We start from the raw sequence: 22623 nt of genomic DNA, 5'->3' as shown, positions 1-22623 counted from the left end.
TAATGTCTCTCTCCTCCTAATTGTTAGGACATGAGAAATGAGGACATAGACTGGGCGCTCTTTCATTGTATCCCTGAATGCGGGAACATGACGGTCGCCGAACTGGCAGAGCGTTCACTGTTTTCCGTGGAAGAGATAAAAGCCTCCCTTGCACGACTCGAGAAAGCCTGTCTCATTCACGTTGCCGGCGATACGGTCTGTGCTCTCTCACTCAATGATATGTTCATACTGAACGAAATCAAAAACGCCCCCTCAGATATCTATATCGAAAACGGCGTTATCAAGGTCCGAAAATGAATCTCAAACCTGAATCCTATATCCTCAGAATAGGCCATCGTCCCGAAAGGGATCAGCGTGTCACCACCCATGTCGGTTTAAGCTCCCGCGCTCTGGGGGCAAGCGGCATGTATCTTGCAGCCGATGATGCCAAGGTTGCTGACAGTATCACGGATGTTGCAGCAAGATTTGGCGGGACCTTTTTTTGCGAAAACAATGTCAAGTGGAAGTCCTGCATCAACCAGTTCAAAAAGAGCGGCGGCAAAGTCGTCCACCTGACCATGTACGGTCTGCGGCTTCAGGACGTTATCGCCGATATCAGAAAGGAGGAGAAGGTCATGATCGTGGTCGGCGCCGAAAAAGTTCCGGGCGATCTCTATGAACTTGCCGATTACAATGTCGCGGTCGCAAACCAGCCGCATTCGGAAATTTCGGCTCTTGCTCTCTGTCTGGATCATCTGTATGAAGGCAGGGAACTGGATCTTGCCTTCCCGGACGCCGAACTGGAGGTCCTGCCGACAAAGATCGGAAAGACCACGATCAAACACGAGCACGGGAACGAAGAAGAGCTATGAAGAGCGTTCTTGTCGCCGGATACACCACCCGCCATGTTGCCGCATCGGCCTCACGTGCCGGGTATGATGTCTATGCAGTAGACCATTTCTGCGACCAGGACCTGATCTCGTGTACGAAGGATCATCTCGCTTTCGATGAGCTGGACGAACTGCCGTTTGCCGTTGACGGGATGCTGGAGAGGTATGACATCGATCATGTCGTGACCACATCCGGCGCGGAACTTCTCGAGATGCCGCGCCGTCTTGGAACTGTGGCAGATGTCGCGAAACGATTCATGGACAAGGGAAAGACCCAGGACTTTTTTGAGGAGATCGGCGTACCCGTTCCCCGCAGGCTGGAAAAGGGCGAGTACCCGGCGATGATGAAGACCCTTTCCGGCGCCGGAGGCTGGCGAAACGCCTGTGTCCGTTCGGATGCGGAACGCGGGATCTGGGAAGAGTTCGTGGAGCATGTTCCCTGCATGGCGCAGGAACCGATCGCCGGACAGCCGGCAAGCGTTTCCTGTCTCGGGACCGGGACCTCGGCGCTGGCTCTTTGCGCAAACGAACAGATCCTTCGCGGCGGGGACACCTGCGCCTATGCCTTCTCCGGTTCTCTCACTCCGTGCAGACATCCTCTTGCCGGACGGATGATGGAGCTTGCGGAAAAGATCGTGGCTGCAAGCGGATGTGTCGGTTCGGTCGGGGTGGATTTTGTTCTGACCGATAAGGAGGCTTACGCCATCGAAATAAATCCCCGGTTTCAGGGAACGGTCGAGACGGTGGAAAAGGCGCTTGGGATCAACCTTTTTTCCCTGCACGCCGATGCATGCCTGGGCATCCTGCCGAAAAAACGCCCGGATCCGGTCTGTTTTGCGGTCAGGCGGATCCTCGCCGCCCCCTGCGATATAACGATCAATGCCGATCTTTCCGCGATATCTGCAGACATCACCGACATTCCGTATCCGGGCACCTCCTTTGAAGAGGGAGAGGTGATGTTTTCCGTGACCGGTTTTGGCAAGACCCGCGAAGAGGCGTTCGCCTCGCTGGATAAACATATTAGGGATGCACTCCAACTTATTAAGGAATGACGGTCATCACAGAAGAGCAACTCGGGAATCCGGCAATCTATCAATATCTGCTGAAATTAGTGGGAGAAGAGGGCCTGGAACTCCTTCGCCGCTGGTCAGACGTGGAATACGCGCGCAGGTGGATCGAGGCAAAACTGAGCAGTGAGGATCTCAAGGCATCCGACAAAGCGCGGTTCCTGGCCGAGTCCCGGCGTTCCGATGAGGAGCTCATCGGTGCAGAACGCAGCGATGAGGAGATCGCCGAACTTACCGGGATCAATCTGAACTCGGTTCGTCACACTCTCTATAATTTATACGAGCACCGGCTTGCCGAATACCGCCGGATCAAAAACAATGAGACCGGCTGGCTGACCTATCTCTGGCTTATGCGTATGGATCATATGAACATGGTCCTGCGTAACGAGATGGAGGTCGCGGCAGGAAAACTTGCCGGGCGTCTGAGATATGATGAGGCAAACGACTTTTATCAGTGCAAGAACTGCGGGATCACGACGACCTTTAATAACGCCATGACGACCAACTTCTCCTGCCCCCATTGTGGGACGATGCTTGTGCATTTTGATGACGAGCTGATCGTTGCTGCGCTGAAAAAACGTCTGGCCAAGATGCAGACCGCGCTTGACAATGCCTGAATATTCCCATACTCTTTTTTTGGCCGGCTGTGATGCCGGAGTCGTTTCCCACTGCGAAAAAGTTGCCGCGGTCGCCGCACGCTATAGCGGCGAGTCGGTCGATTCCGATCTGGTACATGCCGGGGCGATGCTGCATGACATCGGGAGATCGAAGACGCATTCAATCAAACATGCCGCGAAAGGGGCGAAGATCTGCCGCCGTCTGGAACTTTCCGAGGATATCGCCAAAATCGTCGGAAGGCATACGGGCGCCGGTCTGACCGAAGACGAATCCGTTCTTCTTGGTCTGCCGCCGGTTTCTGCGATCCCGGAGACGCTTGAGGAGAAGATCGTAGCACATGCGGATAATCTGGTGTCCGGATCGCGCGAGGTGACGATCTATGAGCGGATGATGCAGATCGCGGATCTGCCTGCCCGTTCGAAACGAAAGATCTGGCGTCTTTCGATGGAAGTCGAACTGCTCGCCGAATGATTTTTTTCCAATTAATGGAATATCTTTAAGGGATTTACTTATGGATAATGCAAAAAAAGCAGTAGCTGCGTTTTCCCAGGGGTTAAACTGTGCACAGTCGGTGTTTTCCTCATTCTCGAACGACCTCGGTGTCGATGAAAAGACCGCAAAGAAAATCGCCGGAAGTTTCGGTTCAGGCATGCGGTACGGCGAGGTTTGCGGCGCAGTTACGGGTGCGCTGATGGTGATCGGTCTGAAATACGGGGCCTCCACTGCAGAAGATGTTGAAGCAAAAGCGGATACGAATGAAAAAACCGTGGAATTTCTCGATGCGTTCAAAGCGGAAAACGGCTCGATCCTCTGCCGGGACCTTCTTGGATATGATATCCTGAAGGAGCATGAACTCGCGATAATCAAAGAGAAGGGCCTGTTTAAAACGATCTGTCCCAAGATGGTGGAGTCCGCATCCGTTATCCTTGAAAAAAAGCTGGGCGAATGGGAAGCAGACGAAAGAAAGTAATCCCCATACTCTAAATCTTTCCACGACCCATACTGTTTATCATGTTATGGCAGCCGCTTAATGTTGAGTCGTGGGTTTCGATGCGCCGCGGCTCATTGGCCGACGTAAAGGAATCGGTCGAAGCAATAATCGGGGATGTGCGGAAAAATGGCGATGCGGCTCTTTTTGCGCTGACGGAAAAGTTCGATAAGCAGAAGCTTTCCTCGCTTCAAATCTCGCAGGAAGCGATCGATGCGGCATATGATGAGGTCGATCCGGCCCTTGTCCAGGCGCTGATCGAGGCCGAGGCACGTATTAGCCGGTTCCATGAACTTCAGATGGATAAATCGCTCTGGCTTGAGGAGACGGAACCGGGGATCACGCTCGGCGTGAAGACAACGCCTCTTGACCGTGTCGGCGCCTATATTCCCGGCGGACGGGCGGCGTATCCTTCCACGGTCCTTATGACAACCGTTGCGGCCCGCGTTGCCGGCGTTCCTGAGATCGTTCTTTGTACGCCGCCGCCGGTACATCCGCTGACCCTTGTCGCTCTCGACATTGCCGGCGTGACGGAAGCCTACTCGATAGGCGGAGCCCAGGCAATTGCAGCGCTGGCTCTTGGAACGGAGACGATCCGGCCGGTCCAGAAGATCGTCGGCCCGGGAAATGTGTTTGTTACCCAGGCAAAGATGCTGCTTCGCGAATATGCGGAGATCGACTTTCCGGCAGGTCCAAGCGAGATCGGCGTTCTTGCGGACGAGTCGGCAAATCCCGCGTTCATCGCAGCTGATATCCTTGCCCAGGCAGAACACGATCCGAACGCGGCCTGCGTTCTGGTGACCTCGTCGGAACGGATCGCTCATGACGTCGGGACCGAGATCGAAAAGCAGATCGCGTCCGCCCCGCGCCGGGAGATCATGGAAAAAGCTCTGGCCCACTCAGGCTATGTGATCGCCGGTGATTTGGATGAAGCGATCGATCTGATGAATGAGATCGCTCCGGAGCATCTTTCGATCCAGACCGTCGATCCGCTGACGACGCTTGGAAAGATCCGCCATGCCGGCTCGATCTTCATCGGCCCATACACGCCGGTGGCCTGCGGGGATTATGCGTCCGGAACGAACCATGTTCTCCCTACTGCCGGCTATGCAAAGAGTTACTCGGCCTTGGATGTTCACCACTTCATGAAACGTTCGCAGGTTCAGATGGTCACAAGGGACGGGCTGGATTCGATCGGGGACATCATAGAACTACTGGCCGGAGCCGAAGGACTTGCCGCCCATGCCGCGTCGGTAATGATCCGCCGGTCCTGAACTTTTTTTTCTTTTTTCCAGCGCCTGGTGAAAGATACGTTTCACTGCCGACGAAACATCTGCTGAAAATAGATCCGCGTGTACAAATCCAAAAAATAAAGCAGAGCCGGCTTTTGGAGAAGTGAGAGAGTGCTTCTCCGGCCGGCTCTGTAAATGGTTTTTTCCTGTAACTGCTGATGAAGATTATTTCTCTTCGCCAAACACGTTCTCGTAGATCATGTCCGAGCCGGTTGCATTCAGGCGGGCGCGCTCGTCGATTTCTTCGGCGAATGCAAGGACCGGGAGTTCCATGTCCATACCCGGTTTGTGACCGAACATCTTTTCAAGCTCGACCTGCTGGGCGTGCATGAAGAGTGAGTTCGGGATGTTCTGCGGGCAGATGTCTGTACACTGACCACAGTTGACACAGGAGTCGGCGATGTGGGCGAATCTGATCATCTGGAACATGAAGTCCGGCGGGACCTGCCCTGGTCTGACAAGGTGGGGCTTCTTGGTGGAACACTCAACACAGTAGCAGATCGGACAGTTTTCAATACAGCCGTAGCATTTAATGCAGCGGCCGGTCTCTGCCATGATGTATTTCAGACGGTCGGTGCCTTCACCGATCGCGGCGAACTGCGTTTCCTGGTTCTTCTTGCCCATCTTGATCATGACGTTTTCGATCTTGTCACGGATCTCGAGGCCTTTCTCTTCAGGTGCGGAGGTTGTAAGGACGCCTGCTTTGACAGCGCCGTCAAAGATCATTGCGCCTTTGTCGGAGCAGATCTCAACGAAGGTTGCCTTGCCGGCTTTCTCGCCGATAACACCCCAGTTACCGCAGACTATATCGGTCTGGCGGGGGATCTTGGTTTCGCAGCGCTGACAGTTCTTTCTCCGGCCAAGACCTTCCTCTTCGAGCTCATCGATCTTGATGCCTTTGTGCTGACCGTCTTTGGTCATGACGATGAACTGTCCCTTGTCGATCTCTTCTTTGACGACGTCGTTGGGGTCGATCCCGTACTTTTCGGTGATCATCTTGCGGGCGAGAACCGGTGAGACGGATCCTCCGCAGTTCAGACCGATCATGACGATGTTGTCAAGGTTGATCTGCTGGCGTTTTGCAAGCTCGTACATTGCCTTTGCGTCGCAGCCTTTGCAGGTGACGGCAAGTTTCATGTCTTTTGCACCGTTGAGGTACTTCTTGATGAGCTTGGGCAGCAGCAGGGTTCCGCAGTGGAGGGAACCGGCAGACTTTACGAGGTCAGCCGGATCGGTGATCACAACAGGTTCGGCATCGAAGACATCGGCGCCTTTCTGAACAGTGAGTACTGCATCTACGATCTTGCTTTCAAGCAGGTACTTGAGGATTGAGGTTACTGCTCCGCCGCATTCGCCTTTGATATCGGATACGTTGGTCCATGCGTAGAACATATCGCCTTTTGCTGACATTTTTAGGCCTCCTGGATCTTTTCAACCTTTATAGCACATGCCTTGAACTCCGGGATCTTACAGACCGGGTCGAGTGCATTGTTGGTCAGCATGTTTGCTGCGCACTCAACGAAGTGGAAGGGCATGAACATGACGCCTTTCATGATGTCAGGGGTAACTCTTGCACCAACAACGACTTCGCCGCGGCGGGTCATTGCTTTGATCATTTCGCCGTCGGCAATACCGAGGTCGGCTGCATCTTCGGTGTTGATCTCGATCCATCCGGTCGGGACTTCGTGGTCAAGACTGCCGGATCTGCGGGTCATGGTACCGGTGTGCCAGTGCCACAGGCAGCGGCCGGTGGTAAGGATGAACGGATACTCTGCATCCGGAACTTCAGCAGGTGCTTTCCATTCGCATGGGAAGAAGATTCCAAGTCCGTCCGGGTGGGAGAACTTAGCTCCGTGAAGGATCGGGGTTCCCGGGTGGGTCTCTTCGGGGCATGGCCAGTGGAGGGCTTCGGGTTTGTCGAGTCTCTCGTAGGTCATTCCGCGGTAGGACGGGGTGAGCATTCTCATTTCGTTGAAGACATCTTCGGAGGTCTTCCACGGGAACTGTGCTGCGTAGCCCATCTTTGCTGCGACCATTGCGATGATTTCCCAGTCGAGTTTTGCTTCTCCTGGCGGGTCCTGTGCCTTTCTCCATTTCTGGACACGGCGTTCGGTCGAGGTCTGGGTTCCGTCACGTTCTGCATAGCAGGTTGCCGGAAGAACGACGTCTGCAAGCTCTGCGGTCTCAGTGAGGAAGATATCCTGGACAACCATGAACTCAACTGCCTCAAGGGCGTGTTTGACGTGGGTTAAGTCCGGGTCGGAAAGCATCGGGTTCTCACCCATGATGTAGAGTGCTTTGAGCTCTCCGGGCTTGTCGGTCAAGATATCCATCATGACAGTAACTTCGTAACCGTTCTTCGGTTCGCAGATACCATCCGGGAAGCCCCATGCATCTTCGAACTTTTTGTGTGCTGCCGGGTCAGTGACCTTCTGGTATGCAGTGAAGCTGACGGGGAGTGCTCCCATATCGCAGGCTCCCTGCACATTGTTCTGTCCGCGAAGTGCGTTGACACCGGTTCCGGGGCGGCCGAGGTTGCCGCAGAGCATCTGGATGTTGGCGACAGAGTGAACGTTGTCGACACCGACTGTGTGCTGGGTGATACCCATGGAATAGAGGATAGCAGTGGCGCCGGAGGTTCCGATCCACTCTGCTGCCTGCTTGAGCTGGGCTGCCGGGATACCGGAGATCTTCTCGACATTTTCAGGCGAGTAGGTGTCCTTCATGACGACAGCTTTCATTGCTTCGTACTCTTTTGTACGGTTTGCGATGAAGTCCTTGTTTTCCCAGCCGTTCTTGATGATGATCTGCATCAGACCGTTGAGGATTGCCACATCGGATCCGCTGCGGAACTGCATGTACAGATCTGCCTGCTTTCCGGTCGGCGTGAAACGCGGGTCGGCGTAGATGATCTTTGCACCGTTCTTCTTGGCCATGGTGACACGGCGTCCGATCAGCGGGTGCTGTTCAAAGGTGTTGGAACCAAGAATAAAGAGACATTTTGACTTCTCGATATCGAGAATGCTGTTTGTCATTGCACCGGAGCCAAAAGAGGTTGCGAGACCGGCAACGGTGGAGGAGTGGCACAGACGTGCACAGTGGTCGATATGAGTCGTCTTGAACACACCACGAGCAAGCTTCATCAAAGCGTAGTTATCCTCATTAGAGGTTCTGGCGGATGAAAGACAGGCAATCTCGGAGGGTTTGAATGTCTTCATCTTCTGTGCGATGTAGTCGGTTGCTTCATCCCAGCTTGCCTGAACGAACTTTCCGTCCTTCTTAATCAGAGGGGTGGTAAGTCTGTCGGGGCTGTTGACGAACTCATGCGCATACATGCCTTTTGGACACAGTTTACCTTCGTTGACTGGTGAACGGGTGAAGGGAGTTACTCCTACGGTTTTTCCGTCACGGACAACGAGGTTGAATGAGCAGCCGGTTCCGCAGTACGGACAGGTTGTCGTTACATACTTCAAATCAGTCATTTGTAAAACCTCATATGAATATAGGTTTGAAACTGCGCATATTAACCTTCATGCCGAACTGGTATTATAAGTTAACATTAACTATTGTTAGTTTACCTGCTAACAAAACACCCTTTCAAAATCTAAAATATATTTACAAAAATAAATTATAAACACAAATGTTTGATTATCAATATACGGTCAAATTGGGCCGGTTTTGTCAATACGCGCAATATAATGGCGAATTCCAGATTTCAAAGCGGACAAAGAATATTGGGATTTATCGAAATTCAGGGAATTTGCCGCGGTTTCAAATATTTTTGTGATTATTATCGGTGGGTTTGACAAATTCAGGGTGCGCCGCATGCCAATCAGCTGATTTTATTTTATCATGCAGGATAAAAGGGTTATTATAGTATTCAGGTAATAAATTATCTTTGTGCCCAAACCTCTCCTTACTGATCGTCAAAAGATGGTGATTCAATACCGTAAGGATGGTTTGACCCAGCAGGAGATCGCCGATCTTCTGCAGACAACCAGATCAAATATCAGTCTGATCCAAAAATCTGCAAATGAAAACATCCGCCTGGCCAAAGAGGCCCTGGCATATGTGTACTCTCAGAACTCCACGCTGGTATGCACCCTTTCTGCAGGCAGCGAACTGACACGGGAAGCCTACACAATATATAAATCAGCCCGTCAGCTCAATATCAAAGTCCAGTATGATACCAGTGCACTGATCAATCGGATCATGCTCGCGGTCCCGGAAAAGCTTGCAGGGACCGCGGTAAAAGAGGATATCAACATCTATCTTAATACGACCGGGATCATCTACGTATACTGATCCTGCGGCAAAAACGCTATTTTACGACTCACTCCTCTGAAAACAAAAGTATGCGCTGCTGATGGATCGGGGAGAAATCCGGCGGTTGAGACCGCGAGGCTTTGAACCACGCTGATATATCAATTGTTTACCAGAATACACTCCCAATATGTTTCAACAAATATGGGGAAAATATGTGAAAAACTGTGAATTATTTTAAAAATTATAGTTAAATTATTGTGTTTTACTTACTTAATTTATTACATCTCTATTTATTAGATGCCTGATATACGTTATTACGTATGAAAAAATTAGTGTCCGTAATGGGCGTATTCCTCATTCTGTTCGCAGTGATCTTTGCAGCAGGATGTGTGACCGCCGATCAGCAGGAGCCCACGCAGCTCAAAATAGCGACCACCACTTCGCTTTATGATACGGGACTTCTGGACGCCGTCCAGGATTATTATCTGGAAAAGTTCAATGTTGATCTTCTGATCACTTCCCAAGGTACTGGAAAAGCTATAGCCTCCGCCAAAAATGGTGATGTAGATGTACTTCTCGTCCACTCTCCGGCTCAGGAAGCAGCATTTATCGATGAAGGATATGGTGTCAATCACCGGGGCATTGCCTACAACTACTTCGTCATCGTCGGACCCGCAGCCGATCCCGCAGGCATCGCCGGCATGACTCCCGAAGAAGGAGTTGCCAAACTCAAAGAACTCGGCGAAGCAGGCACATCAGGCATCGTCTTTGTTTCCCGCGGCGACAACTCAGGTACCCACTCTGCAGAAAAGGCCATCTGGAAATCCGCAGGATTCAACTACACCGCCCAGATCACCGGATCCGGACCCTGGTACAAAGAGACCGGCGCCGGTATGGGCGACTCCCTGACCACCGCAGGTCAGCTTGGCGCATACATCCTTACTGACGAAGCAACCTATCTTGCCTACAAGAAGAACAACAACCTCCCGCTCGAGATCATCATCAATGAAGGTGCAACCCTTCTGAACAGATACACCATCATGACCATCAGCCCGGAAAAGTTCCCGAACACCAATCTGGTTGACGCAACTGCCTTCACCAACTGGCTGATCTCCGCAGACGGACAGAACTTCATCGGCGCCTTTGGTGTCGAGACCTATGGTAAAGCTCTCTTCACGCCGATGAGCACATTAAAGGACAGCACTCTTCCGCCGTTCAACATCGACTGTAAAACGCCCGTAGTTGCACCGTCCGCGTAAGAACACAACCCCATCTTTTTTTTTAATCTATACCGCATAGGATAAACACACATGGGAGAGATCAGCGACGGATTTATCGAAGCCGTAACACTTATCGTTACTTTGAACCCGGAGATCCTGGAAATTGCCGGCAGAAGTCTGTATGTTTCCGTTGCGGCAACCCTGGTCGCGGCGCTGGTCGCCATCCCTCTTGGCGCTCTTATTTATTATTATGATTTCCGCGGCAAACGTGCCGTCATCAATATCGTGCAGACCTTATATGCTCTGCCGACCGTGATCGTCGGACTGCTGGTCTATCTTCTTGTCTCCTATTCAGGACCCCTCGGCTCCTTAAATCTCCTCTATACGACCAATGCGATGATCATTGCCCAGGTCATTTTAGTCTCCCCGCTGATCATCGGATTCACGGTTGCCGGCCTTACGGGTCTGGATAAAGAGATGAAATACACCACCCTGGCCCTGAATGCACGCGCTTACCGCGCCCTGCTGACCCTGGTGCGGGAAGCGAAGTTTGCCATCCTTTCTGCAGTCGTGCTGGCATTTGGCCGGGCGATCGCCGAAGTCGGGGCCGTGATGATGGTTGGAGGAAACATCCGGCACTTTACCCGGACCCTGACGACCGCCATCACGCTCAACACCTCTATGGGGGACTTTGCCATGTCGATAGCGTTGGGAATTATCCTGCTGACGATCGCCCTGATCGTAAACCTCGGTGTCAATGTACTTCAGCATTATAACGGGAGGGTGAAGGATGAGTGAAGATATCCTTACCGTCCGCGGTCTTGCAAAAAGCTACAGCAAAAAAGAGGTCGTCCGCCCCCTGGACCTCTCGGTGAAAAAAGGCGAGATACTGGCGATCATCGGACCATCCGGCGCCGGAAAAAGTACGCTGATGCGGATGATGGATACGATCGAACCGCCTTCACAGGGGGAGATGTGCATCTTCGGTGAACCCGTAACCAAACACTCGGTGCACAGGATACGGGGAAGGATGGGGATGCTGTTTCAAAAGACGGTGCTGTTTGACCGGACCGTCGCTGAAAATGTCGAACTGGGTCTTTCATACCGGCATCTGCCTAAAATAGAGAGGGGAGAGAGGGTCGCCGCGATCCTGGAACATATGGGTCTGAGCCGGTTTGCAGAACGCGGGGCACGTACCCTTTCAGGCGGCGAAGGTCAGCGTATCTCATTTGCCCGCGTCCTGGTGACCCGGCCGGAGATCCTGTTTCTGGATGAACCAACGGCAAATCTGGATCCGGTCTCGACCCGGATCCTGGAAGAGATGATCATCCGGGAAAACCGGGAAAACAAGACGACAATCATCATCAACACCCATGATCAGGCTCAGGGTCAGCGGCTCGCCGACCGGATCGCCGTGATGATGGACGGGACATTCGTCCAGATCGGATCGGCTGATGAAGTGTTTTATCATCCAATCAGCGGGAAGGTGGCAAAGTTCGTCGGGATTCAAAACATCTTCACCGGTCATGTCAGAGACGGGGAGGTCGTATCTTCTCAGGTCAGCTTCTGTCAGGTCCCCGTATCATTGGCGGGGAACGTGCAGAACGTGCAGATCATGCTGCGCGCCGAAGACATCGCTCTTTCGAAAACAGGGATCACGGGAGACCGGAGATCCGTGTCAGGCGTCGTCATCTCATCGGCCAGGTCAGGGGCTTTTCTGGAGGTCAGTGTGAATGCCGGCTGTCTTTTCACGGTCATCGTGCCGTTCAGACAGACCGGGGATGTGTATGCTCCCGGGGAACGTGTCTGGATCGGCTGGCGGTCTGATGTGGTCCATGTGATACCCGATACATCATAACCATCAAGAGGACAGCGTGTCAATATACTATTCAGATGGCACAACCTCTTTCAGAAGATGCGATTTTTGCGTGCGGCAGAAAACTCCTGATCGCTGAAGGAAAGATCTCCTTCACCGTCAGCTCCGACGGGCTTGAAGTGAAGTTCCCGACGACCCGCAAGATATCTGCCGAACTGGATGTGCCGCATTATTATGTTCTCCCCTATTTTGCCGGACTTGAAGCGAACGGGTATCTGACCCGTACCGAACGGGTAGGCATCTTTACAACGCCTGCGGGATCGCGCCGCCTCTTTACCGGCGTATCGGATGAAGAGCTCAGCGAGATCGAGGGGATCCTTGGAAAAAAAGTACTGGATGCTCTTTTCGAGAGGGACGAATAGAGCCGGCGCTCATAAGCTGACGGCTGTTTTTTCCGGTCAGATAAAAAAAATATCAAAATTTTATCAATAAAAAAAATCAGAGTTTCTGTCCGCATTCCGGACAGAATTTTGTTCCCGAAGGAACCGCGGCATTGCACTGCGGACATTTTCGCAAGGTCTCAACTTTCGTGCCGCACTCCGGACAGAACTTCGCCCCGGGCATGAGGGCTGCGCCGCAGTTTGTGCAGGCCGATTTGCCTGCAGGGACCATCTTCTGTCCGCACTCCGGGCAGAACTTCGTGCCTGCAGGAACTTTTGCCCCGCAGCTGCTGCATGTCTCCATATTCTCTGCCGGATTTGGCTCTGCTGTCTGGCCTGCGCCCGGCTGGCCGCCGAAAGGAGCCGGCTGACTTCCGGCGCCTGCCATCCCCTGTCCCATCATATTTCCCATACTCATTCCGGCACCCATACCGGCGCCCATCATGGCAAATCCTGATCCTTCGCCTCCTTTTGCAGCGCCCTGTCCGATGCCCTCAATGGCTTTTCCGGACTGATACTGGATGTAATTCACCCCGAGTGCCGACATCGCCCCGCGCTTGTTGATCGCTTCCTGGACCTCTTCGGGCATGTTGATGTTCAGGCCGGCGAACTTCATGATCTTGAGACCATAGACCTCAGTCTCGGTCGTCAGTTTGCCAAGGCAGAGCTGTTCGATCTCCTGCAGATAAGCAGGCATATCCAAAACGCCCATCTGTTTTTTGGCCTTCAGTTCGCCGAGGGTATCATTCAGAATAGTGACGATCTGGGACTTGAGCCAGTCAACGATCTCTGCCGAGGTCGTGATCCCTTTTGTTCCGACGAACTGGGTGATCAAAAGAAGCGGATCGACGACCTTATAGGAAAACTGGCCGAAGATCCTGAGCTGGACAACGCCAAAGTCCACATCGCGGAATGCGAGCGGCTGGGGTGTTCCGAACTTATCCCGGAACTCACGCTTCTGGGCCCAGTAGAACTCACCGATCTGGACATTGCCGACCACGGTCCCGAGAATGTTTTTCAGGACAGGAATATTCTGCGTCGTCAGGGCGTACCGGTCGGGCCGGTCGAAAACTGCGAGGGCTTTTCCGTCACGGAAAAAAATACCGTATTCGTCTTCACGGACGAGCACGTTATCGTTCCACATAACGTTTCTTGGGAGCCGCCACATGACGTTCTCACCTTTCTGATCCTCGACCCAGTAGAAACCTTTTCGGGAATCTGCACCTTCGATGTCAGAACCCGAACCGATATTCTTGTTTGTTTTAGAGAAGAATGCCATCAGAATGCACCTATTCCTGCCATATCTACGCAGCGTCTGTCAAATATCACGGTAAATTCACCAAATCCTTCCCGGATCTCGCGAAGAAGGGAGGCAGTTTTCACAAAATTCCCGGTCCCGGCACTGCCGGATGCGGCCTTTGCCAGGTCGCCAAGCCCGCGGATCCCGTCGATCAGCGCGAGATCATACTCGTAGAGCGCATTCAGCTCGGTCTTTTTGATCCGGGCTGCCGGCGAGATGCCGGTGTATCCCTGTTCTGCGTGACGGATCTTTGCCTCGGCGGTTTTTGCCTGGGAGATCACGGCTGCCAGATCGTTCATGAGATCGAGTTCGAGCGCTCTGGATGCTGACTCGCGGGTCATCTCCAGAGGCAGAAGAACAGTGTTTTTCAGTTCATCAGCGATCTGCTGACGAAGCATCGAGTCGGCGATCCGGATATCCTCCTTTTGCCGGTATCCGCGAAATCCCGGGATACACAGCTGGATCTTTTTGATAAGACCCCGGTCTTCCTCAACTTTGTCTCGTAAATCTACTGTCATAATCCACTTATTTTTTCAATATCAGGAAAAGTATGGCTCCTGCCGCCACGATCACCAGTGCTGCGCCGATCAGGATCGGGGCAGTAAGAACCGGGAAAACTGTTGTCAGCAGTCCCTGGACGAGGAGGATCACTCCTGCGAGGATCAGGAACAGGGGAAAAACCGGTGAGACCCGTTTGCCCATGAACATGGCAAGACAAAGCGAGATCACGCCGACTCCCGTCAGAAAGATGCCTGTACCTTCCCAGAATCCGACCGCCGGTACAAGATATGTCACCAGAATGGAAACACCAAGCATCAGGATGACTGACGCCCATATCAGGTGCATGCGTTTATCTTCAACATCACTCATGAGAGATACCTAATATATATGTATCATTGATTTTGTATGCAGGCAGATAAAGCACTTTGGTGCTGTTTATTTTAAAGTCATACTCAAGTGTCTGCAGGGTCCCGGGGATCTCCGTTTCATACCGAAGGAACAGGAACTCCGCATTCTCTCCGGCGATCCCCTTCTCCATCGTCATTACCGCACGCTTTGCTCCTTTGAACCCGGAAACGAACGTGAGTTCCGGCTGATCGAGCGTGAGATCCATGTTCCATTTCCTGCAGGAATCTTCGGGAAGTGCGGCGGCGCAGACATAGAAGTCCCGGGTGCCCCTCATCTGTTTCCTGTCGGTGATAAACCGGGAGATCCTGCCGCCGGAGATGCTCTCTTTTTTGACATTCAGATCAGCATTCACGATCCAGAAGGGAACATAGATAAGTTCCTCCGACCGGTTTTCGGCCGGGGCGGCGATTGAGTAGGAGACATCTCCTACGGTTCCGTCTGCAAACAGACTGATCCTTCCGCAGTGACTGCAGGCAAGCATCATGTCGCGTTCCTTGGATTTGAGCGGCGCACCGCACCCCGGGCATTTTAGTTCTTTTAACAGCATCTCAGATCACCTTTATTTGAAGTAGTCATATGTTTCATTGTAGATCGGCTGTACTTTTTTCTGGGTCCTGCCTGACTTCAATCCTTTTCCGTTCACTGCTCCCTCAAGGATCTCATCACCGTATCTGAACCGGTTATAGAAGTAGCCGAGAAGAGCGACGGCGGCCACGATCCCGACAACGAGAACGCCGATACCTACATCTGTCCCTTCGGTCACGATCGCAAGACCAATACCGAACCCTGCAAGTCCGCCGGAAAGAGCGCCTCCGATACCGGCAGCGGTACTTTGGCTGCCTGCATTTCCCGGCGCCCTGCCCGAGACGACCCGTGCGGTGATTCCGTCCACGGTCGCAAAGTAGGTCCGGCCCTCATAGGAGTATCTGACGATCCAGAAGGGATAATAGACCAGCGTGAATGCTTTCGGGAAGAAGAACGACTTCGAGAAGTAGATCTTGTCCATCCTCGCTCCCCCGTCTTCGACTGCGGTCTGCCGGATGGCCCGTCCTCCGGCCTCGTATGCGTTGTCACGCGAAGAGGTGACGCCGAAGGTGACGATCTCCTGATCATCATAGGAAATTGCCTGTGCGCGTTCCGGGATCACGATGCTTTGGATCCCGAGGTCTCCCGTTTCACAGGCGATTTCCGAGTAGATGTACTCCCGGTTGATCAGTGCTTCGCGGGGGATCTCGACCTTCTGGTTGTCTTTGCCCCGTCTCTCCTCCTCGATACCGCAGACGCATGCTTTCCCCCGGGCGATCAGCCGCCAGAACGGAAGATACATGGGGTATGCCTCGGTAACTTGTGCGGTTTGGACAAGGTCCTGTGCTTTCGGACCGGTCTTCCACCAGTCTCTGACTTTTGCAAGGGCCTTGTCTTTATCGACCGTCATTTTGTACATGACTTTGTTTGTGCCCTCGTCGGTCGTCAGTGCGAACACGGACTCACAGAACTTGCACAGGACCAGATCCTCTCCCTCTTCACACTGCACCTGACCTCCGCACGAGGGGCAGGTCATCGAGACAAGGATCTTTTGCGCTTCAGTCATTCTGCTTTCACCTCCGCGTCAGCAGGTTTTTGTCTTTCGACCACCCGGGCCGCAAGAAGTTTTCCTGCGAAAAATCCGGCGATCACCAGAACGAAAAATATCGGGCTGACCATAATTCCAAGAATGCCGCCGAGCAGCCCGAGCGTGAATGCAAGTCCCATGACTGCGATGTAGGCGCCCGAACTCCGGGTCGGCGATGAGGTCGTATAGACCGCGCCGGATGATCCGTCGACGACCGCCTGATAAGCGGCGCCCTTATACGTGTAGGCGATCTCATAGATCGGGAAGTAGACGAGTGCCTGGTCGATAGGCGTGCCGGTGAGTTCGGGGAGATATGAATCGATCGCGATGTCCGGCTGGATCACGTCGGCTCCTTTCGTTGATGCATTCGCATCATATATGACGATATTTCCGGGAGGGATAGTCAGATCCTGCATTCCCGGAAGAAGTGTTCCCTTTGCCGGTTTTACAAACACGGTCTCTTTGCCGTTCACCGTCCGGCGGAATCTGAATACCGGGAAGAACTCCTTTGCAAACTTTGTGATATTTGCAGATGATTCGAGATCTTTTGCCTGTGCCGGGCCGGCTGTCCAGCGTTTAAAGATACCTTTTGCCGCATTCTCGTCGATGGAGAAGGGGAGCAGATAAAAAAACAGCGCAGAGCGCCTGTCGATATAGGTGACGGTCCCGCAGAACGAACAGGTCGCCATCTGCGTTCCGGGTTTGACCTGAAGTGATGCGCCGCACTTTGGGCACTGAAAATCGGGCATATAATTTTCTTGGCGTCTTAGCGGATAAGGATATCTTCCTGCCGGGACTCAGAGATCGCTGAGCCGGAGAAGACAGGCCGCCCTCTTCTCAGAGGCGCCGAGTTTTTCAAAACATGCGGCCAGGTTTTCCAGCGAGGTTCTGTCGTCCGGGGAAAGGATCAGTGCACGCTCGAAAGCGCTGACTGCGTCACCGTATTTTTCCAGGGCAAAGAGCGCGGCTCCTCTTCCTTTCCATGCTTCGGCATCGTTTGGCAGAAGTTCCGTCAACCGAAGGTATGCTTCGGCTGCTTTCTCATAGCGTTCCTCTGAAAACAGCGACTCGGCGGTCGTTTTCCAGAAGACAGGGTTGTTGGTCGGGTGAAATGTCATAATGAAACTGCAGAAAATTTCGTATGTAAAAGGGTCATGATCTGGATGGGCAGCACATAGATGCCGCCGGAAATGCTGATATCGGGATTCGAACCCGAGTCGCCGGCGTGAAAGGCCGGCATGATTGGCCTCTACACTATATCAGCTCAAACTGCCTATAATAGTCAACGCTGAATTATAAAAAGATTTTTGTTTGACCCTGTGTGATTTCGGGGTCAGTATGCATCGCCGGAGTTCTGCGTCTCCGTCTGGAATGCGGCAAGAAGTTTTTTGTAGACTGGGCCTGGAACGCCGTTTCCGATCATTCTGCCGTCTATTTTGGTGATCGCACAGATTTCCGCTGCCGTTCCCGTGACCAGGACCTCGTCTGCGGTGTAGAGATCGAAGAGTCCAAGTTCGCAGATCTCAAAGGGGATCGCAAGTTTCGCGCAGATGTCGAGAAGAACGCTGCGGGTGATGCCTTTGAGGTTGTTGATGGTCGGAGGGGTGGAGAGAACGCCGTTTTTGATGAGGTAGATGTTGTCGCCTGAGCCTTCTGCCAGTTTGCCTGTTCGGTCGAGGAAGATCGCCTCGTCGCCCCCTTTATAGTTTGCCTCGATTTTGCCGAGGATATTGTTGAGGTAGTTGAGGGACTTGATGTTGGGCGGAAGGGTGTCCGGAGGGTTTCTTCTCACACAGACGGTGACGGCGGTCAGGCCGGTCTCATACAGATCGCCGTACATCGCACCCCAGGCTGAAGCGGCGCAGATGATCGTGGGATTTTCACAGTGTCGGGGGTCGAGACCCATCGTTCCTTTTCCGCGGGAGATGATCGGTCGGATGTAGGCATCCTTCAGATCATTTTTCCGCAGTGTTTCCTTGATGATCTCGGCCATCTCGGCGCGGGTGATCCCGGGATTGAGATCGATAGCCTTGGCTGAGTCGAAGAGACGGTCAACGTGTTCACTAAGACGGAACACACGGCCGTTGTATGCCCTGATCCCTTCGAACACACCGTCCCCGTAAAGGAACCCGTGGTCAAAGATCGAGACAGTTGCCTGATCTTCAGGAACATATTTCCCGTTTATGTAAACTAACATGATAAATTATATGTGATGTGGTATGATATAGGATTTTGGTCTCCCTAATGAGGGCGCCTGAACTCCTGTGTTTCTTCAGTCAGTATTCCCGGGGAAAAACGTGATTCACCGGGCGATGCGGACCCCTCGGCCCGGGGGCGTCAGCTACTTATATAGTCAGAGCCCACAAAAACGGTATGTCAGTACAAAACGGCAATACCATTCGCGTACATTACATCGGCGAACTTCTCGACGGCACACGCTTCGACTCATCGGAGGGCCGTGACCCCCTCGAGTTTATCGTTGGTTCCGGCATGGTGGTCCCGGGGTTCGATGCCGCGGTTCTCGGAATGGAGATCGGCGAAACAAAATCGGTGACGATTTCTCCGGCAGATGCATACGGTGAAAAGACCGATGAGATGACCGTGGAGATTCCTCGCGGAGAGTTTGGCGAAGGGTTCACCGCAGAACCGGGCGAACAGCTGATGATCCAGCTTGGCGACGGAAACCAGATCCCGGTGACCATCACAAAGATCGATGAGGACACGGTGACGCTTGACGCAAATCATCCTCTGGCGGGCAAGACCCTTGTGTTTACGATCACTCTGGCAGAGATCCTTGAAACGAACCCCGACGCGTAATTATTCATAGCTTCAGGCCATACATCTTAACTACGATTATGCCGCAGATAACCATACGCTCGTTTGCCAGATTTCGTGAACTTTTCGGAGAGGTGAATACTCTCAGCGTCCCGGAGGGGACGTCTGTTCTGGGCGCTCTTCTGGCTTTTGCAAAGACACAGAAAGACGGAATGGACGAACTCTTCCCTAAAGGGGCGTTTGGGTCACACATTATTCTTATGTATAACCGGGAACGGATCGATTCCGACGATGCAAAGACCCTTCATACGGCAGAGGGTGACGAGATCGTGATCTATCCGCCGGTTTCCGGAGGATGAACATGGTCCTTGCATTGCAAAAGGAGGATATCGATGTCGCCGCGCTGATCGCAGGATCCCGCACGAACAAGGATGGGGCGCAGGTCGTTTTCATCGGCTGCGTCAGGGATGACGGCGATATGGACGCGCTCGAGATCGAGGCGTTCGTTCCGGTCGCGGAAAAGGATCTTGCCGATATCGCGGCAGAAGCAATGGAACTTTTTCATCTGAACTCGGTCGATATCATACACCGGTACGGCCGTCTTGCTCTGGGTGAGACGATCGTGGTGATCCTGGTCGGGGCAGCCCACCGCGGCGAGGGGTATGAAGGTTCGCGTTATATCATCGAGAAGCTGAAAGAAAAGGTCCCGATCTGGAAACAGGAGCTCTCCGGAAATGCCCGGGGAGAATGGGTGCATTAATCTTCACCACTTTTTTTCTGAAATTTTTGGTGTCAGTATGCAGAGATCATCGGACAGTCCGGATCCAGAAGGACTTCCTGCGGCTGGGATTTCAGGCTTACTGCGCCGACTGCGCCGATAATGCCATTTTTGCCGTAGACGGCGACCCCGCATTTCTGTGCGGCAGTCATGACCTCTTCCATTGTGACTCGTTCCTGACGGATCTTTTTTCCAAGCAGGAGCAGATCCTTTGGGACCGTGATGGACGTCATGATCGCGACCCCCCATTCATCTGAGACGCTTTCCTCATCGACGAATCTGCAGACGCGGGCGGCAAGAGAGTTCAGGACGTTTGGGTCAACGGCCAGTTCGATGAAACTGCAGGAGTTTCCTGCAGTTTTTTCCTCGATATCCTGACAGAGGGCGGCGACCTGATGCCGGATCCCGATGATGCTTCCTGCGTCGGTCAGATACTTCATGAGTGCCTGGGAAAGGGCAAATGTCGCCCCGCCGCATCCTTTCCGGTCGGTATCATCCACGCCGATGGTGACCGGGGTCAGGGCGGATGTCCGCACTTCACCGGTGATGACCCCGCCGGCCGCGCTGATCTGTACTCCGTTCACGCCTTTTGCATGGCCCATCATTGAGGAGAGGGAATATGCCGGCCCGCCCGGGACCGACCGGATGGTCTGGACGATCTCGGTTCCCTCTTTTCTCACCAAAGCAAGACCCACGGCGGCAGAATCCAGTCTGAGTTCATTCGCTTCGCCGATGCGTGCACGCTCACGGAAGATCATACCGTCACGCGTGACGGAGATCGCCGCGCCGCCGGCTTTCCGGTGATGGAACTCGCAAAAACCCGCGCATCCGCTTGAGAGACATTCATGGAAGATCTCGACATCGCTGCCGTCAAGGGTCGTAAAGATCCGTTTGCAGGTGGTTTGCGGGAGGGCGCTTCTGGAGGCGTATTGTGCCGGGTTTCTGCCGTGCGGTTCTTCTTTTACGAAGATACAGCCCTCTTTGATCAGCCGGTTGACCCAGTCCTGGGCTGTTGAACGCGGAACATTAGCTGCAGCTGCCAGATCGGCAGTCGTGAAGTGGCCTTCTTCGAAGGTCATCCGTCTCATGGCTGCGAGGAATGCGCCCCGGCGTTCAAGAACGCCGCCGGGTTTTTCCTTACCGGTCATATTTATCGGTGATGAACAGGAGATCGGCCAGGATTGCGCTGGCCGTTTCAACGGATCCGGCTCCCCGGCCGATGAACGTTATCGCGCCGGCATACTCGGTTTCGACGGTCACGGCGTTCAGCGTCCCGGTCACCACAAGAGGATTGGTCTTGGAGATCAGGCGCGGAGAGACCTCCAGAAGATTTTTCTCCGGATAGAGGGATGCGATCAGACGGATCGAGTGCCCGGTCTCTTCAGCCATCAGGAGGGCATCGACGGTCAGATCGGAGATGCCGGTACGTTTGACATCGGCGAGGGTGACATTCATTCCAAGCATGGTGTTTGCCAGGATGACGAGTTTGATCGCCGCATCGGTTCCGTTGATGTCGTATGTCGGATCCGCCTCGGCATATCCGAGATCGCGGGCCTCGGCGAGGGCCTGGACATAGGTAAGTCCTTCCTCTTCCATTCGGGTGAGGATATAATTGCAGGTCCCGTTCAAAACACCGTAGAGCGCTTTGATCTTGTTGCCGGCAAGTCCGTATTTGATCCCCCGGAGAATGGGTACGGCGCCGGCGACGGTTCCTTCAAACAAAAATGCGGCATTGTTCTTCTCCGCCAGTTCAAGAAGTTCGGCTGAGGCAAGAGAGACAGGGCCTTTATTGGATGTTACAACATGTTTGCCGCGGGTCAGCGCTGTTTTTATGATGGAAAGCGCCGGTTCGCCTGTGTCGGCATTCGTCGGCGTGACCTCGACCAGAATATCGTATTCGGATTCCGCCGCGATACGCGATGCAGGCCACGCGGGGTCGCCGCACCGCCCGGTCTTCTTTTTCTTTGCAAGGATCTCTTCTATATCAAGACCGGCGGGATCGAAGGCGCCGCTCTTTGAGTCGGCCGCCGCAACGATACGGAAACGGGCATCGGCTCCAAGCACCTCAGCAACGCCGCGTCCAACCGAACCAAGGCCGATTAGGGCGATGTTCCATGTTTTCATAAGCCGCCTCCTATCTGGTTGATGATCAGAAGATGTTTCTCGGCAGCGATGTCCTTGAGCGTTGTGACCGCCTGATTCATCTCCAGCTCGCTCATCGCTTTGATCGTGAGTTTTGCCGTCGAAGGCTCGGCCATTCCGGGCATGACCAGATCGAGTTCGGTCACTTCAGCAACATTTTCCTTATCGATCCGGTTGACCGTGTCCGTAAGATCGGTGTGCAGGATGTGGCCGATGAGGATGAATGTTTTTGTACAGGTAAGATGTTCTGTCCCGATCCGGACGATGGCAACGCCGTTTGCACGGAGAGCGTCCATCAGTTCCACGAGCCGTTTTTCTGGAAGTGATATGACGATGTCGACAATTAAGGCCCCATTGACTGACTTCGTGTCGCGCTGATGGGAGATTGTTATGATATTTGCCCCACTTTTGGATATTGGTTCTATTGCAGCAAGTAACTGCCCGGGTTTGTCTTTGAGCTCAAGTCGTAGTGAGGTTCTGACATTTTTCTGCAAGCGTATCCCTCTTATTCTTAATAATTCTTCTTTTAGA

General features: G+C 53.3%; 28 protein-coding genes and 1 tRNA gene. 15 read left to right on the top strand and 14 right to left on the bottom strand.

Translation table 11 applies throughout. From position 1 onward, the window contains the following. Nucleotides 1–30: 30 nt before the first annotated feature. From H575_RS04445 to hisD, 7 genes are read left to right on the top strand one after another with little or no spacing between them, the layout of a single operon-like run. A complete protein-coding gene (locus H575_RS04445; protein ID WP_095642446.1) occupies nt 31–297 on the top strand; it encodes a hypothetical protein in 267 nt (88 codons plus the stop codon). Beyond that, complete coding sequence (locus H575_RS04440; protein WP_042698522.1) at nt 294–851, top strand: tRNA (cytidine(56)-2'-O)-methyltransferase; 558 nt, start codon at nt 294–296, stop codon at nt 849–851. Before H575_RS04445 ends, H575_RS04440 begins: the two co-directional genes overlap by 4 nt. Further along, complete coding sequence (locus H575_RS04435; RefSeq protein ID WP_042698519.1) at nt 848–1921, top strand: ATP-grasp domain-containing protein; 1074 nt, start codon at nt 848–850, stop codon at nt 1919–1921. The genes H575_RS04440 and H575_RS04435 overlap by 4 nt, the downstream gene beginning before the upstream one ends. Next, entirely contained in the window at nt 1918–2553 is a 636-nt protein-coding gene (locus tag H575_RS04430) for a TFIIB-type zinc ribbon-containing protein (RefSeq protein WP_042698516.1), read from the top strand. Before H575_RS04435 ends, H575_RS04430 begins: the two co-directional genes overlap by 4 nt. Then, a complete protein-coding gene (locus H575_RS04425; RefSeq protein WP_042698513.1) occupies nt 2546–3025 on the top strand; it encodes an HDIG domain-containing metalloprotein in 480 nt (159 codons plus the stop codon). Before H575_RS04430 ends, H575_RS04425 begins: the two co-directional genes overlap by 8 nt. Before the next feature lie 40 nt (nt 3026–3065). After that, nucleotides 3066–3524 (top strand): C-GCAxxG-C-C family protein, encoded by a 459-nt coding sequence (locus H575_RS04420; protein WP_042698512.1) that lies wholly within the window; start codon nt 3066–3068, stop codon nt 3522–3524. Between the two features lie 41 nt (nt 3525–3565). Beyond that, complete coding sequence (gene hisD / locus H575_RS04415) at nt 3566–4816, top strand: histidinol dehydrogenase (protein ID WP_042698510.1); 1251 nt, start codon at nt 3566–3568, stop codon at nt 4814–4816. A 183-nt stretch (nt 4817–4999) separates the two neighbouring features. Here hisD and H575_RS04410 read toward each other — a convergent pair whose 3' ends face one another. Together H575_RS04410 and fdhF are read right to left on the bottom strand one after the other, a co-directional pair. Then, nucleotides 5000–6244 (bottom strand): Coenzyme F420 hydrogenase/dehydrogenase, beta subunit C-terminal domain, encoded by a 1245-nt coding sequence (locus H575_RS04410; RefSeq protein WP_042698507.1) that lies wholly within the window; start codon nt 6242–6244, stop codon nt 5000–5002. Nucleotides 6245–6246: 2 nt separating this feature from the next. Beyond that, nucleotides 6247–8316: a formate dehydrogenase subunit alpha gene (gene fdhF / locus H575_RS04405; RefSeq protein WP_042698504.1), complete on the bottom strand. Its 2070-nt coding sequence runs from the start codon at nt 8314–8316 to the stop codon at nt 6247–6249. A gap of 418 nt (nt 8317–8734) precedes the next feature. Here fdhF and H575_RS04400 point away from each other — a divergent pair, with 418 nt between their 5' ends. The 5 genes from H575_RS04400 (at nt 8735) to H575_RS04380 (ending at nt 12558) form a co-directional block, all read left to right on the top strand. Next, nucleotides 8735–9139, top strand: coding sequence for a Tfx family DNA-binding protein (locus H575_RS04400; RefSeq protein WP_155897849.1), 405 nt, complete (start codon nt 8735–8737; stop codon nt 9137–9139). Nucleotides 9140–9420: 281 nt separating this feature from the next. Continuing rightward, nucleotides 9421–10359 carry a substrate-binding domain-containing protein gene (locus H575_RS04395; protein WP_042698498.1) on the top strand — a complete coding sequence of 313 codons (939 nt, stop codon included), beginning with the start codon at nt 9421–9423 and terminating at the stop codon, nt 10357–10359. A gap of 51 nt (nt 10360–10410) precedes the next feature. After that, nucleotides 10411–11118 (top strand): ABC transporter permease, encoded by a 708-nt coding sequence (locus H575_RS04390; RefSeq protein ID WP_042698495.1) that lies wholly within the window; start codon nt 10411–10413, stop codon nt 11116–11118. Next, entirely contained in the window at nt 11111–12178 is a 1068-nt protein-coding gene (locus H575_RS04385) for an ABC transporter ATP-binding protein (protein ID WP_042698492.1), read from the top strand. Before H575_RS04390 ends, H575_RS04385 begins: the two co-directional genes overlap by 8 nt. 35 nt (nt 12179–12213) lie before the next feature. Next, entirely contained in the window at nt 12214–12558 is a 345-nt protein-coding gene (locus H575_RS04380; RefSeq protein ID WP_042698489.1) for a hypothetical protein, read from the top strand. A 76-nt stretch (nt 12559–12634) separates the two neighbouring features. On the opposite strand, the gene H575_RS04375 is transcribed toward H575_RS04380, so the two are convergent. From H575_RS04375 to ilvE, 9 genes are all read right to left on the bottom strand, one after another. Then, nucleotides 12635–13855, bottom strand: a complete 1221-nt coding sequence (locus tag H575_RS04375) for an SPFH domain-containing protein (protein ID WP_052319959.1) — start codon at nt 13853–13855, stop codon at nt 12635–12637. Beyond that, nucleotides 13855–14394, bottom strand: a complete 540-nt coding sequence (locus tag H575_RS04370) for a hypothetical protein (RefSeq protein WP_052319958.1) — start codon at nt 14392–14394, stop codon at nt 13855–13857. The genes H575_RS04375 and H575_RS04370 overlap by 1 nt, the downstream gene beginning before the upstream one ends. A 7-nt stretch (nt 14395–14401) precedes the next feature. Beyond that, a complete protein-coding gene (locus tag H575_RS04365; protein ID WP_042698486.1) occupies nt 14402–14746 on the bottom strand; it encodes a hypothetical protein in 345 nt (114 codons plus the stop codon). Further along, complete coding sequence (locus tag H575_RS04360) at nt 14739–15332, bottom strand: hypothetical protein (protein WP_042698483.1); 594 nt, start codon at nt 15330–15332, stop codon at nt 14739–14741. Before H575_RS04360 ends, H575_RS04365 begins: the two co-directional genes overlap by 8 nt. Before the next feature lie 12 nt (nt 15333–15344). After that, nucleotides 15345–16376, bottom strand: coding sequence for a hypothetical protein (locus tag H575_RS04355; protein WP_042698480.1), 1032 nt, complete (start codon nt 16374–16376; stop codon nt 15345–15347). Then, nucleotides 16373–17146, bottom strand: a complete 774-nt coding sequence (locus tag H575_RS04350) for a hypothetical protein (RefSeq protein WP_042698477.1) — start codon at nt 17144–17146, stop codon at nt 16373–16375. Before H575_RS04350 ends, H575_RS04355 begins: the two co-directional genes overlap by 4 nt. A 48-nt stretch (nt 17147–17194) precedes the next feature. Next, on the bottom strand, nt 17195–17515 hold the full coding sequence (locus H575_RS04345; RefSeq protein ID WP_042698474.1) for a tetratricopeptide repeat protein: 321 nt from the start codon (nt 17513–17515) through the stop codon (nt 17195–17197). 73 nt (nt 17516–17588) lie between these two features. Beyond that, a tRNA-Glu gene (locus H575_RS04340) sits at nt 17589–17661 on the bottom strand. Between the two features lie 69 nt (nt 17662–17730). Then, on the bottom strand, nt 17731–18594 hold the full coding sequence (ilvE, locus tag H575_RS04335) for a branched-chain-amino-acid transaminase (protein ID WP_042698472.1): 864 nt from the start codon (nt 18592–18594) through the stop codon (nt 17731–17733). Between the two features lie 176 nt (nt 18595–18770). Between ilvE and H575_RS04330 the strand changes: the two genes are divergently transcribed. From H575_RS04330 to H575_RS04320, 3 genes are read left to right on the top strand one after another with little or no spacing between them, the layout of a single operon-like run. After that, nucleotides 18771–19214, top strand: a complete 444-nt coding sequence (locus tag H575_RS04330; RefSeq protein ID WP_042698469.1) for an FKBP-type peptidyl-prolyl cis-trans isomerase — start codon at nt 18771–18773, stop codon at nt 19212–19214. Between the two features lie 38 nt (nt 19215–19252). Further along, nucleotides 19253–19531: a MoaD/ThiS family protein gene (locus H575_RS04325; RefSeq protein WP_042698466.1), complete on the top strand. Its 279-nt coding sequence runs from the start codon at nt 19253–19255 to the stop codon at nt 19529–19531. Between the two features lie 2 nt (nt 19532–19533). Next, a complete protein-coding gene (locus H575_RS04320) occupies nt 19534–19932 on the top strand; it encodes a molybdenum cofactor biosynthesis protein MoaE (protein ID WP_042698463.1) in 399 nt (132 codons plus the stop codon). Nucleotides 19933–19964: 32 nt separating this feature from the next. Here the strand turns inward: H575_RS04320 and H575_RS04315 are convergent, their stop codons facing one another. The 3 genes from H575_RS04315 to H575_RS04305 are packed head-to-tail and all read right to left on the bottom strand — an operon-like array spanning nt 19965 to nt 22586. Next, a complete protein-coding gene (locus tag H575_RS04315) occupies nt 19965–21098 on the bottom strand; it encodes a hypothetical protein (protein WP_042698460.1) in 1134 nt (377 codons plus the stop codon). Next, nucleotides 21088–22074 (bottom strand): homoserine dehydrogenase, encoded by a 987-nt coding sequence (locus H575_RS04310; RefSeq protein WP_042698457.1) that lies wholly within the window; start codon nt 22072–22074, stop codon nt 21088–21090. Before H575_RS04310 ends, H575_RS04315 begins: the two co-directional genes overlap by 11 nt. Further along, nucleotides 22071–22586 (bottom strand): ACT domain-containing protein, encoded by a 516-nt coding sequence (locus H575_RS04305; protein WP_042698454.1) that lies wholly within the window; start codon nt 22584–22586, stop codon nt 22071–22073. Before H575_RS04305 ends, H575_RS04310 begins: the two co-directional genes overlap by 4 nt. Between the last annotated feature and the right edge of the window lie 37 nt (nt 22587–22623).

This window comes from Methanocorpusculum bavaricum DSM 4179 (assembly GCF_000430905.1).
GTDB lineage: Archaea > Halobacteriota > Methanomicrobia > Methanomicrobiales > Methanocorpusculaceae > Methanocorpusculum > Methanocorpusculum parvum.
The sequence above is the reverse complement of the archived record's forward strand: the minus strand, read 5'-3'. Positions and strand labels throughout refer to the sequence as shown.